This window comes from Limnobacter sp. SAORIC-580 (genome assembly GCF_013004065.1).
Classification (GTDB): Bacteria; Pseudomonadota; Gammaproteobacteria; order Burkholderiales; family Burkholderiaceae_B; genus Limnobacter; species Limnobacter profundi.
In genome coordinates this window covers 498,048-514,706 of sequence record NZ_CP053084.1, presented here as the reverse complement: position 1 = coordinate 514,706, position 16,659 = coordinate 498,048, and the positions used below count along the sequence as shown (strand labels likewise).

Genomic DNA, 16,659 nt, shown 5'->3' with positions numbered 1-16,659 from the left:
GGACAAGGGACTCATGACCCAGCCCGATCAACCCGTGCCAACGCGACAGAAATCGGGCCTCAAGCACTTGCTGTTCATGACTTTGCTGGGATTGCTGGGTTACTCAATGCTCAGTAATTCGGCATGGGCTCAAAACCCCACCCCTCAAAACCTGCTCACGCTGTACAGCCTGGCCAAACAAAACGACCCCACCTTTCGGGCGGCAGCCTCGCAGTTGCAGGCTGACCTTGAAACTGAAAACCAGGCATTTTCAGCTTTGCTGCCCAATATCAACTTTGGGGCACGCATTGAAAAACAAGACAACACCTACGATGCGTTTGGTATGTCGATTGACGCCAGCCGCAATCCCGGCACCTACAGCCTGGTGCTGAACCAGGCACTGTTTCGCCCTCAAGCCTGGGAAACCTACAAACAAAGCCAATTGAGCGGAGAAGTTGCCAAGCTCAGCTTTCAGCAAGCTGAACAGGAACTTGTTTTGCGGTTGACTCGCGCATATTTCGATTTATTAACCGCGCAAGACGACTTGGCCAGCATTCGTGATCAAAAAACGGCGATTACTGAACAATTGGCCTTGGCGAAAGCCAATTTTGAGGTGGGCAGCGCCACCGTCACCGATCAACAAGAGGCACAAGCCCGATTTGATCTGGCCGTGGCCCAGGAACTGGCTGCCCAGAACCAGTTGGCCCAACGCAAGCTACAACTGGAAACCATAGTGGGCCTTTCGGTGGATGAACTGGCCACACTTGCACCTACAACGCAACTTAAAGCACCTACGCCAAACACCGCCGAGGCCTGGGCAGAGCAGGCCCGCAACAACAACCTGAAAGCCCAGCAAGCGCGACTTGCAAAATTGATTGCCAAAGGCGAGAGCAACAAGGCCAAATATGGGCACTTGCCTACCCTTGACCTGACTGCCCAAATGGTTGAAACCGAGCAGCAGATTTTTGATGGCAACAGTGGGCGCCCCTTCGACTTGGGAGTTGACAGCACCACAATTGGCTTGGTGATGAACATACCGATTTTCAGCGGTGGTGGCACTCAAAGCCAGGTGCGCCAGCAAGCTGCACTGCTGGAAAAAGCAATGAACAATGTAGAACTGGCAGGCAGGAATGCCACGCAGGCTGCGAAGTCAGCATTCTTGGGCGTTCAAACCAGCCTTGCACAGGTGAAAGCACTTGAAACTGCACTTGCCTCGAGTGAACTGGCCCTGCAATCGAATAAAACCGCCTATGAGGTGGGAATCCGGATCAATGTCGACGTATTAAACGCCCAGCAACAGTTCAATGCCACGCAACGTGACCTCTCAAAGGCCAAATACACCAGCCTGATCAATATGCTTGAACTACAAGCAGTGGCCGGGCAATTGAATGCTGAAACGGTGCAGCAAATTAATCAGTTACTGGTTCAGTAAGCAGACCAGCTGCTGGCAACTGGCTTGCTTGGTTCAGTATATCGAAGCTGCGCTGGGTTGCGCCACGATGGCCCCGAGCATAAGCAAAAGCGGCTCTCTTGCCCTCATCAAAACCGTGAAAACCGCTCAAGTAAAATTCACATGCCGCCAGCAAATGTTCGAATCGGCGAGCCGCTTTCGCGGCCAGAGCATCCTCTGCGGCCTTGGCAAAATTAAAAGTATTGGGCCCCATCCATACCGGGCAACCATAGGCGCAGGCCTCAATCAGGTTTTGCCCGCCAAAAGGTAACCAGGAACCGCCCAACAAAGCCAGATCGGCCACGCTGTAATAGGCCGGCATTTCACCCATGGAGTCGCCCAACACCAAACGGGCCTGCCCAAAACCTGCCAAGGCAATATTGCTGCCTGCATTGAAAGAGGCACTTCGACGTACGGGACGAGCAACGCCCATCCGTGTGGCTGCCTCCGCCATCAATTCAAACACCTCATCAAAACGCTGAGGGTGACGCGGCACAATCCACACACTGGCTTTGGGCATGCGTTTGAAAAATTGACATCGATTCAAGGCGTCGAGTAACAACGCCTCTTCCCCTTCCCGACTGCTGGCAAACAACACCACCTGCTCAGCCTGGGTAGCCTCTCTCCAGGCGCGCCCCGTGGTGGCCAACTCAGGCTTCAGCGCTACATCAAATTTCAGGTTGCCACACACCGCATCTACAGGTCGACCAAGTTTCTCGAACACAGCCGCATCGGTCTGTGTTTGCGCAATCAAGGTACCAACACTTTGCAACACGGGCTGGCTCAACTGTCTTAGTTGCGCCAATCGTCTGCCAGTGGTGGGCGAAACCCGGGCATTGAGCAAGGCAGTGTGCACTTTGGCCTTGGCTGCCCCCAACAGCAAATTGGGCCACAGCTCTGTTTCAACCACCCACAGGGAATGCGCGCGCACTTGTTTGAGTGTGCGCGCAACCAGATAAGGCAGATCGTAAGGTAGATAAAAAAATTGAACCTGATTCAATGTCGAATAAAGCTGGCGGCATGTGGCCAAACCCGTGGGTGTGGTGCAAGAAACAGCCCATTCATGTTGAGGATAAACCTTGGCCCAATGCTGCACCAAAGGGGAAATGGCATGGGCCTCGCCCACTGACACAGCATGCACCCAGATTCGCTTTTGCCCCCCGGGCACAGATCTGAATTCAGGCAGGCTCGCCAAAAAACGCTGGCCCCAGCCCTGACGATATTCAGGCTGCCGAATACCGCGTTTGAGCAAATACAAGGCTAAAACTGGCTGAAACAAAAAAAGAATCAGGCTGTAAAGCCATAGAAAGATGCGAGCTGACACACTCAAAGTTTATTTCCCCGTAGCAAACGCGTTGCCGCCTCGAACACTTCACCCACCGCAGGCTCTCGACCTACATCGCCCAAACTGATGGCATGTGGGTTAAAGCGCGGTGCGAATCGCCACGCTGGCGTGGCGAAAAACAAAGCGACCATGGGTAAATAATGCGCAGCCGCCAAATGCGTTATACCGGTGTCCACACCAATTACAAGGCCGGCCCTCTCCAGACGAAGGCGCAATTCGCCCAAAGCCATTCGAGGCAGCACCTCAACCCGGGCTATGCCAGTGGCTATTTTTTCTGCCTGCTGTTGTTCTGCGTCGCTGCCCCAAGGCAGTTTGACCGCATACCCGAGGTCTGAAAATCGATGAGCCAATTCACGCCATTTGACAATTGGCCATTTTTTTTCATCGCGGGCCGTGGCGTGCAAAAACCAGATTTCAGCACCGCTTGGAATGGCGGGAAGTACTTTTTGCGGGGCGATGTCATAAAAAACCGGCTTGCCTAGCAAACGGTAGCCCAATAACCCGGCTGCCAACTCTCGCAGACGCTCGACCGCATGGGCTTGTGGATCCCAGCCTGCACGTTTCGAATAAAAGAGGCAAGCCAGACTTTCCTTGGCATAAGAAAAACCAGGGCCCATTAGGGTGCCCTTCGCGGCGCGCGCCAGCACTGCGCTTTTGATCAGGCCCTGCAAATCAACAATGGCGTCGTATTGCCTGTCGGCCAGTTTGCTTTTCAGCAACTTCCATTGCTGCCAGGTGTAGCGAATTCCCTGCTTGCGCCACTTGCGCAAGTTGACCGGCACCACCTCGTGAACATGGCGACTGCCCCGCACCAAGTCCACAAACGGCTCCTCCACCATCCAGTCAATCTGGATGGATGGATCTTGGGCGTGAATATCATTCAAAACCGGCAAGGCATGAATGACATCTCCCATGGAAGTGGTCTTAACAATTAAGATACGCTTCATCTAGCGCTTAGGTTGATCGCAACCGCATTATTGTAAGCGGCAAGCGAGTAGCCATTCCGAATCCGCTCAGCCAAGGAACGATAAATTTGAACACAGCAGCCAACAACCGCATCGCCTTGTCCGCCGTGCTGATCACCCTGAATGCCGGCAAACAACTTGCTGCAGCCCTTGAAAGCCTGCAATTTTGTGGTGACCTGGTGGTGGTCGATTCCAACAGCACAGACAACACCGTTGAAGTTGCGGAAAAATTCGGTGCACGTGTTGTGCAGCAAAACTGGCTTGGCTTCGGACCACAAAAACAGTTTGCAGTGGCCCAAGCCACCTACGACTGGGTACTTTGCCTGGATGCAGACGAACGAGTAACGCCCGAGCTGGAGCGCACTATTCGAGCGGTCATTCAACAAGCCGAACAGGGCCTTTTACCCAGCGATGTTGCCGGGTTTGAAATGCCCCGCTGCAACTTTTTTTTGGGTCGTTACCTTCGCCATGGTGAAGGCTACCCGGACTATTCACGCCGCTTGTTCAACCGAAAGAAGGCCAACTGGAGCAATGACGCAGTCCATGAAAAAGTAGAAAGCAGCTCCTCAGGTGCCCGCTTTGAGAAGCTTGAAGGCGACTTGCTGCATGAATCTGCAGAAAGCCTTGAAAGCTACATGACCAAGCAAAACCGATACACCAGTATTCAGGCACACAGCTTGGCTGCGCGCGGAAAATGGCCAGGGCTTGGAAAACTGATGCTGTCGCCGGTAGTGCGGTTCATCAAGTTCTACCTGATGCGAAAGGGCTTTCTGGATGGTTGGCCCGGGCTGGTTCACATTGCAATTGGGTGCTTCAACAGCTTCTTGAAATACGCCAAGACACGAGAGTTGATGCAGCAAAAACGTGAGCGCTGATTGTGGTGCGGCGTGCGCTCAAAGAATTCCAACGTTAATAGTCGGCATTGAAACAAAACGCTGCCAGCGCACAAAGCCCTGGCAGCACAGAACTCCGGATCAGTGACCCAGAATTTTCGAGAGAAACAACTGCGCACGCTCCGAGCGTGGTGTACCAAAAAAGTCTTCTTTGGTGCAGTCTTCAACAATATTGCCTTGGTCCATGAAAATAACCCGGTCTGCAACCTTGCGAGCAAAACCCATTTCATGGGTTACGCACATCATGGTCATGCCTTCTTGGGCCAATTCCACCATCACATCCAGCACCTCGTTCACCATTTCAGGATCGAGCGCTGAGGTGGGTTCATCAAACAACATGCAAATTGGGTCCATCGACAAAGCGCGTGCAATCGCAACGCGCTGTTGCTGACCACCCGACAATTGTCCGGGAAACTTTTCCGCCTGTGCTTTCAAACCTACACGGTCCAATAAACCCAAACCTTTGGCAACAGCCTCTTCCTTCGAGCGCCCCAACACCTTGATTTGCGCCAAGGTCAGGTTCTCGGTGATGGTCAAGTGGGGGAACAGTTCAAAGTTCTGAAACACCATGCCCACGCGTGAACGCAACTTGGGCAGATCAGTGCCTTTGGCACCCACCGAGACACCATCTACCGTGATGGTGCCTTCCTGAAAAGGCTCCAGCATGTTCACGGTTTTAATCAAGGTTGACTTGCCCGAACCGGAGGGGCCACACACCACCACCACTTCCCCTTTTTTAACAGAGGTTGTGCAATTGGTGAGCACCTTGAAACTGCCGTACCACTTACTTACTTTATTGATTTCAATCACAGTGCTCTCCTGTTATCGAATGATTTGAGTTTTTTTCTGGAGCGCCTTGACCAGCATGGACATGCTGAAACAGATCGCCAGATAAACCAAGGCCACGAAGGTGTACATTTCAACCAAGGCGCTGTCGCGCTGCGCAATTTTCGACGCGGCACCCAGGAAGTCGGTGACAGAAAGTACATACACCAATGATGTGTCTTGGAACAAAATAATGGTTTGGGTCAACAACACGGGAAGCATGTTGCGGAAAGCCTGAGGCAACACAATTTTCGCCATGGTCAAGCGGTAATTCAAACCAAGTGCCTGCGCGGCAGCCACCTGCCCCTTCGGAATACTTTGAATACCAGCCCGCATGATTTCGCAGAAAAATGCGGCTTCAAACATGATGAAAGTGATGTAGGCAGACCGGTCGGGACCAATTTGCGGAGGCCGTTCGTACCCCATCACAGACTGCAAGACCACTGGCACCAGAAAATAGAACCAGAAGATCACCAGAATCAGGGGAATGGAACGCATCAGGTTCACGTAACCGGCTGCAATCATTGCCAAGGGCTTGATGCTGGACAAACGCGCCAGCGCCAAAAGCGTACCGAAGAAAATACCGCCCAAGCAGGCCACCACGGTAAGCTGCACCGTGTAAGTCAAACCCTGCATGAGATAAGGCAATGAAGTGCTGATTGCACTGAAGTCGAAGTCGTTCATTATTTACCTCCCGTGATGTAACCGGGCACAGCAGTTCGGCGCTCGACCAAAGCCATGACTCGATTCACCGTCATTGCCACAATCACGTACAACACAGTGGCAGCAATGTAGGCTTCAAAAAACGCAAAGGTGACTTCACCCATTTCACGGGTTCTGAAGGTGAGTTCAGTCAGGCCAATGGTTAATGCCACCGATGAGTTTTTAATCAGGTTCATCGCCTCGGAGGTCATGGGCGGGACGATGATTCGGTAGGCCATTGGCAACAACACGAAGCGATAGGTTTGCCCTTCGGTCAAGCCCAAAGCGTAACCCGCAGCACGTTGCCCGCGCGACAGCGACAAGATGCCCGACTTGACCTGCTCGGCAACCCGGGACGCGGTAAACAAGCCAAGGCAAACCACAGAGGCCAGGAATTGCACGAAGGTGGGGTCTTGCTCAATCGACCATTCTTTCAGGGCCGGAATGAATTCTGGCACCACAAAATACCAGAGAAAAAATTGGACAATCAGTGGGATGTTGCGGAAAATTTCCACATACGCATTGCCCAGAAACGCCAAAGGTTTGCTGGAGGCTGTGCGCAAAACACCCATCAAAGAACCCACAGTGAAGGCAATGACGCCTGCAACTGCGGATGTGGCAAGGGTCCACAGCAGGCCGGAAAACAACATTTCCCACCAAACCAGGGTTTCACCTTCCACAATCGGCTGAAAAAACAACAGCCAATTCAGGTCGCTATTCATTTTGGATACTCCCGAGTCAATATTCTCGGCCAATACAAGTAAAAGGCCGGCTCACGTTTAAAACGCACAGCCGGCCCGTGACTAACTAGGGCTGTTTATTTAACGCCTTTGTCGTTTGGATTCGCAAATGCTTCCTTCAACAGCGGAGACATCGGGAAATTCAAGTTCACGTCCTTGGGTGGAATTTTGCTCATGAACCACTTGGTGTACAGCTTCTCAGCTTCGCCAGACTTGATCATGCTGTTCACAGTTTCATCCAGCAAAGCCTTGAACTGGGGATCGTCCTTGCGCAGCATGATGCCGTAGGGTTCTGTGCGCAAAATTTCTGGCAGGAACATGAACTCATCCGGGTTCTTGCTTTGAGCAACCAAACCAGCAATCAGGATGTCATCCATCACAAAAGCCTTGGCACGGTCATTGGCCACCAACAAGAAGCTTTCAGCATGGTCTTTGCCGTAAATTTCCTTGAAGTTGATGTTTGCGCCCTTTTCGTTTTGCTTGATCAACTGAACTGACGTGGTGCCAGAAGTTGTTGCAATGGGCTGTCCATCCAGATCGGCCAGTGACTTGATGCCACTGCTTTTCTTCACAACCACTTTTACGCTGGTAATGAAAGTGCTGTTTGCGAAAGAAACCTGTTCCTGACGAGCCACGGAATTGGTTGTAGAGCCACATTCCATGTCGATGGTGCCGTTTTGCAGCAGCGGAATGCGGTTTGCAGAAGTAACCGGTTGCAATTGCACATTCAGATTTGGCATTTTCAACTTGGCTTTGACTGCATCAACAACCTTGTTACACATGTCCATGTGGTAGCCGATAGGCTTCTGGTTGTTGTCCAGGTATGAAAATGGAACAGAGGACTCACGGTAACCCACCACGATGGTTTTGGTTTCGGTAATCTTTTTCAAAGTACCCGTGAGATCTTGGGCAACTGCGGGCTGAACAGCGGCTACACTGGCCACGGCCAACGCTGCTGCGAGGAGATTCCTTTTCATTTTTGCTCCTTGAATGAAAAAATTAAGCACGAATTGTGCATACACCCTGCGCCATACGAACCAGGTTCGTGGCGGTACTAAAGTTTTATTCTCCGAGGACGGGTGAGAACCTCGGGTCTGAGTATTTCATTCAACTGCTGCTCTGACAGTAAGCCTTTTTCGAGAACAAGCTCGGAAACCTTCCGGCCGGTTTTCAATGCAGTTTTTGCAATCTCAGATGCTTGATCATAGCCTATGTAAGGGTTCAGTGAGGTAGCCAAACTGGCTGATTCCTCGACCCTTTGACGCAAAAGTGACTCATTTGCGGTAATCCCTAATACGCAATTTTTGCTCAGGGTTTTACAGGCGGCGGTTAAGTGATAAATGCTCTTGAACAAACTCCAGGCAATAATGGGCTCAAAAGCGTTCAATTGCAGCTGACCGGCCTCGGCCGCCATGGTCACAGTCACGTCGTTTCCAATCACTTCGAATGCCACCTGGTTCACTACTTCCGGTATCACCGGGTTCACCTTGCCCGGCATGATGGACGAGCCAGCGGCGCGCGGTGGCAAGTTGATTTCATTCAAGCCGGCTTGGGGACCTGACGACAACAGGCGCAAATCGTTGCACATTTTGGACAACTTCACGGCCACGCGCTTGAGCACGCCAGAAAGCTGAACGAATGAGCCTGTATCCTGAGTGGCCTCGACTAGGTCCGCGGCAGTAACCAAGCCCAGCTGGGTGATTTCTTCCAGATAATGGCGGGCGCGGGCGGCATATTCCGGGTCGGTGTTGATGCCGGTGCCAATGGCTGTGGCACCCAGATTGATTTCAGAAATCAAGCTGGTCGCCTCGCGCAGGCGTGCCATGTCTTCGCCCAACATGACCGAGAAGGTTGCAAACTCCTGCCCCAGGGTCATGGGCACGGCATCCTGCAACTGGGTGCGGCCGATTTTCAGGATTTTCCGGAATTCAAAGGCTTTTTCGCCGAAAGCCTCTTTGAGTTCTTCCATCGCGACCAGCAGACCCGAGATGGCGTTGATCAGACCGATTTTTACCGCAGTTGGATACACATCGTTGGTGCTTTGCGAGGCATTGACATGCTCGATTGGGTGCACCATTTTGTAATCGCCTTTTTTGCCGCCCAGAATTTCAATGGCACGGTTGGCAATCACCTCGTTGGCATTCATGTTGGTCGAAGTGCCAGCCCCGCCCTGAATGACGTCTACCACGAACTGATCATGAAGTTTGCCGGTTCGAATTTCCTTGCAAGCCTGGGTGATGGCTTTGGCCAAATCGTGGGGAACAGTGTCCAGGTCTGCATTGGCCTTGGTAGCAGCCCATTTGACCGCAGCCAGTGCATTGATAAGTTCAGGGGCGTTGTAAAGCGAAAAACCGGTAATTTGGTAATTGTCGAGGGCGCGGCTGGTGTGCACTCCCCAGTAGGCCTCAGCGGGAATCTTCTTTTCTCCAAGAAGATCTTTTTCCACGCGATGCTCTGAGTGCTGCTTGACCATGTCATCCCCTGATGAATTTTGAATGTGGGCCATGCTAAATCTTTAGTGGCCGGCACTCCAATACTTAATCAGCATTAAACCATGCAATTCCCGCATATCCAAAGAAACCCTAATAAGGGTTATCCACAGAGGGTGATCAGTCTGGCCAATAATGCCAAATCAAATCCACCTGCTCGTGGGCAACCGAGTTTTCAGTTGCACGATGCGTGCGGCGATACAGGCGAACTTCCATGTCGGTGAAATAGGGTCCGGGAATTTTGCAAAGACCAGAACCCGTGGCCACGGCGCTTTCCGGCAACCACGCCACGCCCAAACCAGCCTCGCACATCGATTTCAAGCTTTCCGACATATCCGTTTCAAACAGCGACTTTTTCAGAAACAGCGGGCCCGACTCCATGGCAATGTCAGTCATTTTCGACAGGTAAGCATGTTTGGAATACGAGAGGTAAGGCACGGGCAAAGGGGCCAATGGGTCTAGCGAGTAAATTGGGCTGCCATCGGCCTTCGCCGCACTGTAGGGCGCAAACCGTTCCGTGCCCAGCACCCGCACTTCAAACTTGCTGGGGTCGAGTTCAATGGGTTCCCGGCTGTGGTGGTAGCACACCAGAAAGTCACTTGCGCCATCGGTGAAGTACAGCACCGCATCGTGCACATTGCTGGCAGTGAGCTGAAAACTCAGGTCGGGCAGGCGATCGGCAAGCTTGGCTTTCAAACTGCGCACCCAATGTGGCGCTTTGCTGCAGGCCAAAGTGTGCGGCACCACCAACCGGATGGGTTGGCGACTTTGCAAACTACCACCTCGAACAATGGTGCGGGCCTGGCGGATCTGCTCCAGCATGGTGAGCGCCTGCTCGTAAAACACCTCGCCTTGCGGACTCAAGCGTGTGGGGTAGGAACCCCGGTCAATCAATTCGCAGCCCAGCCAACCTTCAAGCGCCTGAATTCGGCGCGAGAAAGCAGGCTGGGTTACGCACCGCAAGTTGGCCGCTTTTGAGAAGTTCTTGGTTTGGGCCAGCGTGATGAAATCTTCAAGCCATTTGGTTTCCATGGGCAGACGCGTTGGGTTGACTGTGCTGTTGAATCAGCCACATTCGGGCGTATTCACCATTCTTGTCAAGTAGTGATTCATGGCTGCCACTTTCGATCACCTCACCCTGACTAATCACCAGAATTTGGTGAGCATGCACCACCGTGCTTAAACGGTGGGCAATAATCAAGGTCGTGCGGTTGCGGGACAGCATTTGCAGTTCTTGCTGAATGGCGCGTTCTGATTTGGAATCCAGCGCTGAAGTGGCCTCGTCGAAAATAAGAATCGCCGGGTTTTTCAAGATGGTGCGGGCAATGGCCACGCGCTGCTTCTCTCCCCCAGAAAGCTTGAGCCCACGCTCGCCCACTTGGGTTTTATAGCCATCGGGCTGATTCACGATGAATTCGTGAATGTGCGCGGCCTTGGCTGCGGCCTCAATTTCCGCCTGTGTTGCATCAGGCCTGCCGTAGGCAATGTTGTAGGCGATGGTGTCGTTGAACAACACAGTGTCTTGAGGAACAATGCCAATATTTTTACGCAATGAGGTTTGTGCCACCTCCCGAATGTCTTGCCCGTCAATGAGAATCGCCCCGTCGGTGACTTCGTAGAAACGATACAGCAAGCGCGACAAGGTAGATTTGCCTGCACCGCTGTGCCCGACCACTGCCACAGTGTGGCCAGCAGGCACGGTGAACGACATGTTTTTAAGCACCGTACGGCGCTCGTCATACCCAAAGTTCACGTTGCGAAATTCTATGGCACCGCCCCTCACCTGGAGCTCGGGGGCATTGGGCTTGTCTTTCACTTCAAGGTTTTCATCCATCAAGCCAAACATGCGTTCAATGTCGGCCAAAGCTTGCTTGATTTCCCGGTAAATGACACCCAAAAAATTCAGAGGAATATACAACTGAATCATGAAGGCGTTCACCAGCACCAAATCACCCAGGGTCATTGATCCGTCCAGCACACCGGCGGTTGCGCGCCACAACACCAGCGTGACTGCAATGGCGATGATTGCGCTTTGCCCGGTGTTCAACAGGGTGAGGGATTTTTGTGAACGAATGGCAGCCTCTTGCCAGGCCGCCATGCTTTTGTTGTACCGCTCGGACTCAAAACGCTCGTTGCCGAAATACTTCACGGTTTCATAGTTGATCAGCGAGTCGACCGCCCGCACATTGGCCTTGGAGTCGAGGTCATTCATGGTGCGGCGAAAATGCAGGCGCCATTCCGTGATTTTTACGGTGAAGAAAATGTACAAGGTCAGTGCCACCGCAGTGATGACCGAGAACCAGATGTCGTAGTTGATGAACAAATAGCCCACCACCAGCACAATCTCAATGAGCGTGGGCAAAATGCTGTACAAGGTATAGCTGACGAGACTCGAAATGGCCCGGGATCCACGCTCGATGTCGCGAGTAACCCCACCCGTTTGCCGATTTAAATGAAACCGCAGCGACAGTGCGTGCAGGTAATCGAATACCTGAATGGCAATGGCCCGGACTGCATTTTGGGTGACCCGGGCAAACAGGAATTCGCGCAGTTCGGTGAACACTGTGGTGGACAGGCGCAACAAGCCGTAAGCCACCAACAACACCATTGGCATGGAGGCGGCGGCCAGCAAGGCGTTGCTTTGCAAAAGCGGCGTTAGCTCGTCAATGATTTCCTTGAGCACCAAAGGCACGCCCATGTTGGCGACTTTGGCGAGCACCAAACAGGCAATGGCGAAAACAACCCGCCATTTGTATTCCCACAGGTAGGGCAAAAGCTGGGCGATGGTACCCCAGTCGCTTCGTTTTCGGGGTCTTGGCGGGGCGGATTCCACCGGTGCGGTTCTGCGCATGCGATACTTCTCGGTACAAAAAAAGAGGCGATGGAGGCAATGCTACCACCCGCCTTGCCAAACGAGTTGCATACCAAGCAGGAGACAAAAGCAAATGGCAAGTATTCAAAACAAAGTGATCGTAATTACCGGTGCATCCGAGGGCATTGGCGCCGCATTGGCCATCAAGCTGGCCCCGGACAACAAACTGGTGCTGGCAGCCCGTCGACTTGAAAAGCTGCAAGAGGTTGGACAGCAGGTTGAGGCGGCTGGCGGGCAGGTGCACTGTGTGGCCTGTGACGTGATGGAACAGGCTCAGTGCGAGAACCTGGTGGAAGAATCGGTGAAAGCCTTTGGCGGCATTGACATGATTGTGAACAATGCCGGCGTTTCAATGCACGCCTGGTTTGAGGACATCACCGACTTGGGTACCTTCGAACGGTTGTTCCGCGTGAACGTGATGAGCATGGTGTGGATTACCCACAAGGCCCTGCCCCACATTAAAAAGTCCAAAGGCCTGATTGTCGGCGTTTCCAGCCTGGCTGGCAAAACCGGCGTGCCCGCCCGTACCACTTACTGCACCAGCAAGTTTGCGATGAGTGGTTTTATGGAAGCGCTGCGCATTGAATTGATGGGCACAGGCGTGGATGTGTGTGCCATTTTCCCGGGTGTGGTGGATACGGAAATTCGCCGCAATGGCTTGAACCCCAATGGCGAGCGGGCCGGTGTCTCTGGCCTTCGCGAGAAAGGCGCCATGACAGTGGAGCAATGTGTGAATGAAATTGTGGATGCCATGGCCGAGCGCAAGCGAGAATGGGTCATGACAGCCAAAGGTCGCTTGGGCCTGAAGCTAAAACCCTTTGTGCCAGCCGTGATCGACAAAATGGCCAAAGATGCCCTGGACGATGAACACGGTGGCAAAAAATCAGCCTGACAGGCTGCAATACACCCAGGTTCAGGCGCTGAACAACACCACCGCCTGAACCACCACCGCCAAAATGCTCAATGCCAAAACAACGCCCAGCACGGTAACCGCTTTGCGATTGGATTCGATTTGCGCAACCAATTGCGTATTTTGACTGGCCAACTCTTTGATGACCCCGGCAGACTGAACCACCTGAGCCTGCAAATCTGTGATTGTTTGCTCAGCCGAATGCAGGCGATGTTCCAGCTTTTCGACGGCAGCCATATCCGTGGCCAACATCACATCGGTTACGTCGCTGTCGGTTTCACCATCAACCCGCTTTTTGGACACGCTGTTCCACAGCTTGACCGCACCATCGGCCACCTTGGGCGCATTTTTAATCACTTCGCCCCAAGGCACCATTTGCAACACTGTTACCCAACCTGCAGCCATCGCTTCCTCAACTCATGGACTCAATAAAACCCCATTATCGTCTGTTTCATGAGATGGGGTTGGAAGCAGGCACCTAGAATGAAATGCAGACTCTAGGTGCTCAGCGTTACAATCGAAAGTTAAACCAACAACAAAGCACCTGCACATGAGCACACCCAAACCCATTTTGTTACCTGTCGACCGTGAACCCGTGATTCGGGTCATTCCCATGCCCAGAGACTCCAACGCGTCGGGCGACGTGTTTGGCGGCTGGATTATGGCGCAAGTGGATCTGGCTGGTTCGGTACCAGCAACAGCCCACGCCAAAGGCCGAATTGTGACCGTGGCGGTGAACGAGTTTATTTTCAAGGAACCAGTGTTTGTCGGTGATTTGTGCAGCTTTTATGCCGAAGTGGTAAAGGTGGGCAGAACCTCCATGCAAATTTACGTGGAGGTGTTTGCGCAACGCCGCTTGAAACCCGACGATGTGGCCAAGGTAACTGAGGCCTATGTAACCTATGTGGCTGTAGACGAGAACCGGAATTCCCGCCCAGTGGACCCGCTTAAATAAAATATTCGCTTCAGAAGTGTGAGAGGTCTTGTTGATGCATTTCGAATGCGAACTCGACTTCGTTCACATGCTGCCAGGAACTTTGGCCCTTGGCCTGCTTGCGCGACAATTCAATTCGGTAGTCATATCGATCAGGGCGATACAGACCTTTGAGCACTTGCACGGGCCTGCCATTTTCATCGTAAGCCACCCGTGAAATAGCCAGCAACGGCGCACCCACCGGCACGCCCAAGGCATAGGCTACCGAAGCATCGGCAAGCCTTGCAGAAATGGTTTGGCGGGCTTTGGCTACCTTCACCCCTGCTTCTTCAAGCAGCACCAAAATTGGAAACTCGCGTAGGCGTCGGCGACAAATGCGTCCCGACAAATCCTGTGGAATAAAGCTGGTCAGGTGGGCCACTGGTTGCCCGTCAAGCTGACGAATGCGAATCAGCTTTTCGACGATGGCATCGCTGGGCAAATGCAAGAGCGTTGCAATGTCGGGCGGTGGCAAAATACGTTTGGACGTGATGAGTTGCAAATCGGACGAATCACCACTGGCCTGCAAACGCATGGCCGAAGCGCTCAACAACTGGCTTTGCCCCACCGACGAGTTGCGTGACTCGGTGCGCGGTTTTACGAATGTACCTTTGCCACGCCCCCTTGCGACCAAGCCTTCTTTGACAAGGTCTTGCAGTGCACGACGCATGGTGACGCGTGACACATTGAACTGCTCGGCCAGCACCAGCTCACCTGGCAAAGGCTTGGTGTCGTAGTGACCCTCAATAATGCGTTCACGCAGTATCAGGTAAATTTGGTGGTAAAGGGGAACGACTTGATTCGGGTCTAATTTGCTGTCACCGAAATTCGATTCTTCTGGGGATGCGGCGGGAAACTGACTGTCCATTCGTACTGTCCAAATGCTACTGGGCTACGAAATGGATAATACAACACAATGCAACACAATTCATACTGAATACGTGCCTGAAAGAAACAAGGGCCATTGAAACAACGCTTCAATGGCCCTTGATGATCATGTATCCAATTGAAACTTATTCTTCGTGAAATGCCTCTTCCCGCTTCTTGCGAATTGAAGGCATGAACACCACGATCAGGGCAATTGCCGCGATGGCCAGCATGGTTGCACTAATGGGGCGTGTAACAAGCACGGAGAAGTCGCCGCGAGAAAGCAACAAAGCCCTGCGCAGGTACTCTTCCATCATTGGGCCCAGAATAAAGCCCAACAGCAATGGCGCCGGCTCGCACTTCAATTTAGAGAAGATGTAGCCCAACACACCGAAGCCAGCCAACAAGTACACATCAAACAACTTGTTGCCCAAACTGAACACCCCAATACAGCAGAACACCAGAATCATGGGGTACAGGAAATGATAAGGCACCGAGATCATTTTGACCCAGATACCAATCAAGGGCAGATTCAGAACCACCAGAAACAGGTTACCGATCCACATGGAGACGATGATGCCCCAGAACAAAGCTGGCTGCTCGGTCATGACCGCTGGACCTGGCGTAATCCCTTGAATGATCATGGCACCGATCATCAGGGCCATCACCGGGTTGGACGGTATACCCAAGGTTAGCAAGGGGATGAACGAGGTTTGAGCGCCTGCATTGTTGGCTGACTCGGGACCAGCAACGCCTTCGATTGCACCCTTGCCAAACTGCTCGGGTGTTTTCGAGATTTTTTTCTCGATGGAGTAAGAAGCAAACGAAGCCAGCATGGCACCGCCACCGGGCAAAATGCCCAGCAAGGAGCCCAAACCAGTACCGCGAACGATAGGCCAAGCCATGCGCTTGAGATCGTCCTTGTTGGGCAACAAACCCTGAACCTTGGACACCATGGCAGAACGCAAGTGTTCCTCTTCGAGGTTCTTGATGATTTCGCCCAAGCCAAACATGCCCATGGCCAGAATCACGAAGTTAATGCCCTCGGCCATGTAGGGTGTGTCGAAAGTGTAGCGCTCCATGCCTGAATTCACATCGGTACCTGCCATGCCCATGAGCAAACCCAGCACGATCATGCCGAATGCTTGCAACAAGGAACCGCTGGCCAGCACCACAGAGGCGACCAAACCCACCACCATCAACGAGAAATATTCGGCTGCACCAAACTGCAAAGCGATGTCTGCCAAAGGTGGCGCAAACAATGCCAGCAATACGGTTGCGAAAGTACCAGCCACGAAAGAGCCGATTGCCGCAGTGGCCAAAGCCTTGCCCGCTTTGCCTTGACGAGCCATTTGATAACCGTCGAGTGCGGTAACCACCGAAGAGGATTCGCCTGGCAAGTTGACCAAAATGGCCGTGGTGGAACCACCATACTGAGCGCCGTAATAAATACCGGACAACATGATGAGAGACGACACTGGCGGCAGGCCGAAGGTGATTGGCAACAACATGGCAATGGTGGCAGTGGGCCCCAAGCCTGGCAGCACACCAATTGCCGTACCCAGAAAAACACCGATCAGGCAAAACAACAGGTTATTGATCGTGAAAGCTGTTTCAAGACCAATTGAAAGATTAGCGAGAAGTTCCAT

Annotated in this window: 16 protein-coding genes; 4 read left to right on the top strand and 12 right to left on the bottom strand. The window is 52.7% G+C overall.

The features are described 5' to 3' along the window. Positions 1-13: 13 nt before the first annotated feature. Positions 14-1,411 (top strand): TolC family outer membrane protein, encoded by a 1,398-nt coding sequence (locus tag HKT17_RS02400; RefSeq protein WP_171097558.1) that lies wholly within the window; start codon positions 14-16, stop codon positions 1,409-1,411. On the opposite strand, the gene HKT17_RS02395 is transcribed toward HKT17_RS02400, so the two are convergent. After that, complete coding sequence (locus HKT17_RS02395) at positions 1,389-2,687, bottom strand: 3-deoxy-D-manno-octulosonic acid transferase (protein WP_205882478.1); 1,299 nt, start codon at positions 2,685-2,687, stop codon at positions 1,389-1,391. The genes HKT17_RS02400 and HKT17_RS02395 overlap by 23 nt on opposite strands. A gap of 68 nt (positions 2,688-2,755) precedes the next feature. Then, positions 2,756-3,721 carry a lipopolysaccharide heptosyltransferase I gene (gene waaC, locus HKT17_RS02390; RefSeq protein ID WP_171097554.1) on the bottom strand — a complete coding sequence of 322 codons (966 nt, stop codon included), beginning with the start codon at positions 3,719-3,721 and terminating at the stop codon, positions 2,756-2,758. Between the two features lie 86 nt (positions 3,722-3,807). Between waaC and HKT17_RS02385 the strand changes: the two genes are divergently transcribed. Next, positions 3,808-4,614: a glycosyltransferase family 2 protein gene (locus HKT17_RS02385; protein WP_171097552.1), complete on the top strand. Its 807-nt coding sequence runs from the start codon at positions 3,808-3,810 to the stop codon at positions 4,612-4,614. 99 nt (positions 4,615-4,713) lie between these two features. On the opposite strand, the gene HKT17_RS02380 is transcribed toward HKT17_RS02385, so the two are convergent. From HKT17_RS02380 to HKT17_RS02350, 7 genes are all read right to left on the bottom strand, one after another. Beyond that, positions 4,714-5,442: an amino acid ABC transporter ATP-binding protein gene (locus tag HKT17_RS02380; protein ID WP_171097550.1), complete on the bottom strand. Its 729-nt coding sequence runs from the start codon at positions 5,440-5,442 to the stop codon at positions 4,714-4,716. A 12-nt stretch (positions 5,443-5,454) separates the two neighbouring features. Further along, on the bottom strand, positions 5,455-6,141 hold the full coding sequence (locus HKT17_RS02375; RefSeq protein WP_171097548.1) for an amino acid ABC transporter permease: 687 nt from the start codon (positions 6,139-6,141) through the stop codon (positions 5,455-5,457). Continuing rightward, entirely contained in the window at positions 6,141-6,881 is a 741-nt protein-coding gene (locus HKT17_RS02370; RefSeq protein WP_171097546.1) for an amino acid ABC transporter permease, read from the bottom strand. The genes HKT17_RS02375 and HKT17_RS02370 overlap by 1 nt, the downstream gene beginning before the upstream one ends. Before the next feature lie 95 nt (positions 6,882-6,976). Next, complete coding sequence (locus HKT17_RS02365; RefSeq protein WP_171097544.1) at positions 6,977-7,876, bottom strand: transporter substrate-binding domain-containing protein; 900 nt, start codon at positions 7,874-7,876, stop codon at positions 6,977-6,979. Between the two features lie 77 nt (positions 7,877-7,953). After that, positions 7,954-9,372, bottom strand: a complete 1,419-nt coding sequence (gene aspA, locus HKT17_RS02360; protein ID WP_171097542.1) for an aspartate ammonia-lyase — start codon at positions 9,370-9,372, stop codon at positions 7,954-7,956. 136 nt (positions 9,373-9,508) lie between these two features. Beyond that, a complete protein-coding gene (locus HKT17_RS02355) occupies positions 9,509-10,420 on the bottom strand; it encodes a LysR substrate-binding domain-containing protein (RefSeq protein WP_171097540.1) in 912 nt (303 codons plus the stop codon). Further along, the gene (locus HKT17_RS02350; RefSeq protein ID WP_171097538.1) at positions 10,401-12,239 is read right to left on the bottom strand and encodes an ABCB family ABC transporter ATP-binding protein/permease; all 1,839 of its coding nucleotides are present in this window, start codon (positions 12,237-12,239) and stop codon (positions 10,401-10,403) included. Before HKT17_RS02350 ends, HKT17_RS02355 begins: the two co-directional genes overlap by 20 nt. A gap of 94 nt (positions 12,240-12,333) precedes the next feature. Here HKT17_RS02350 and HKT17_RS02345 point away from each other — a divergent pair, with 94 nt between their 5' ends. Then, positions 12,334-13,152, top strand: a complete 819-nt coding sequence (locus tag HKT17_RS02345) for an SDR family oxidoreductase (RefSeq protein ID WP_171097536.1) — start codon at positions 12,334-12,336, stop codon at positions 13,150-13,152. A gap of 21 nt (positions 13,153-13,173) precedes the next feature. On the opposite strand, the gene HKT17_RS02340 is transcribed toward HKT17_RS02345, so the two are convergent. Further along, positions 13,174-13,575, bottom strand: coding sequence for a hypothetical protein (locus tag HKT17_RS02340; RefSeq protein WP_171097534.1), 402 nt, complete (start codon positions 13,573-13,575; stop codon positions 13,174-13,176). Between the two features lie 145 nt (positions 13,576-13,720). Here HKT17_RS02340 and HKT17_RS02335 point away from each other — a divergent pair, with 145 nt between their 5' ends. Then, positions 13,721-14,125 (top strand): acyl-CoA thioesterase, encoded by a 405-nt coding sequence (locus tag HKT17_RS02335; protein ID WP_168426887.1) that lies wholly within the window; start codon positions 13,721-13,723, stop codon positions 14,123-14,125. 10 nt (positions 14,126-14,135) lie between these two features. Here HKT17_RS02335 and HKT17_RS02330 read toward each other — a convergent pair whose 3' ends face one another. Together HKT17_RS02330 and HKT17_RS02325 are read right to left on the bottom strand one after the other, a co-directional pair. Next, positions 14,136-15,011, bottom strand: coding sequence for a GntR family transcriptional regulator (locus HKT17_RS02330; protein ID WP_105028149.1), 876 nt, complete (start codon positions 15,009-15,011; stop codon positions 14,136-14,138). A gap of 145 nt (positions 15,012-15,156) precedes the next feature. After that, the gene (locus tag HKT17_RS02325) at positions 15,157-16,659 is read right to left on the bottom strand and encodes a tripartite tricarboxylate transporter permease (RefSeq protein ID WP_105028148.1); all 1,503 of its coding nucleotides are present in this window, start codon (positions 16,657-16,659) and stop codon (positions 15,157-15,159) included.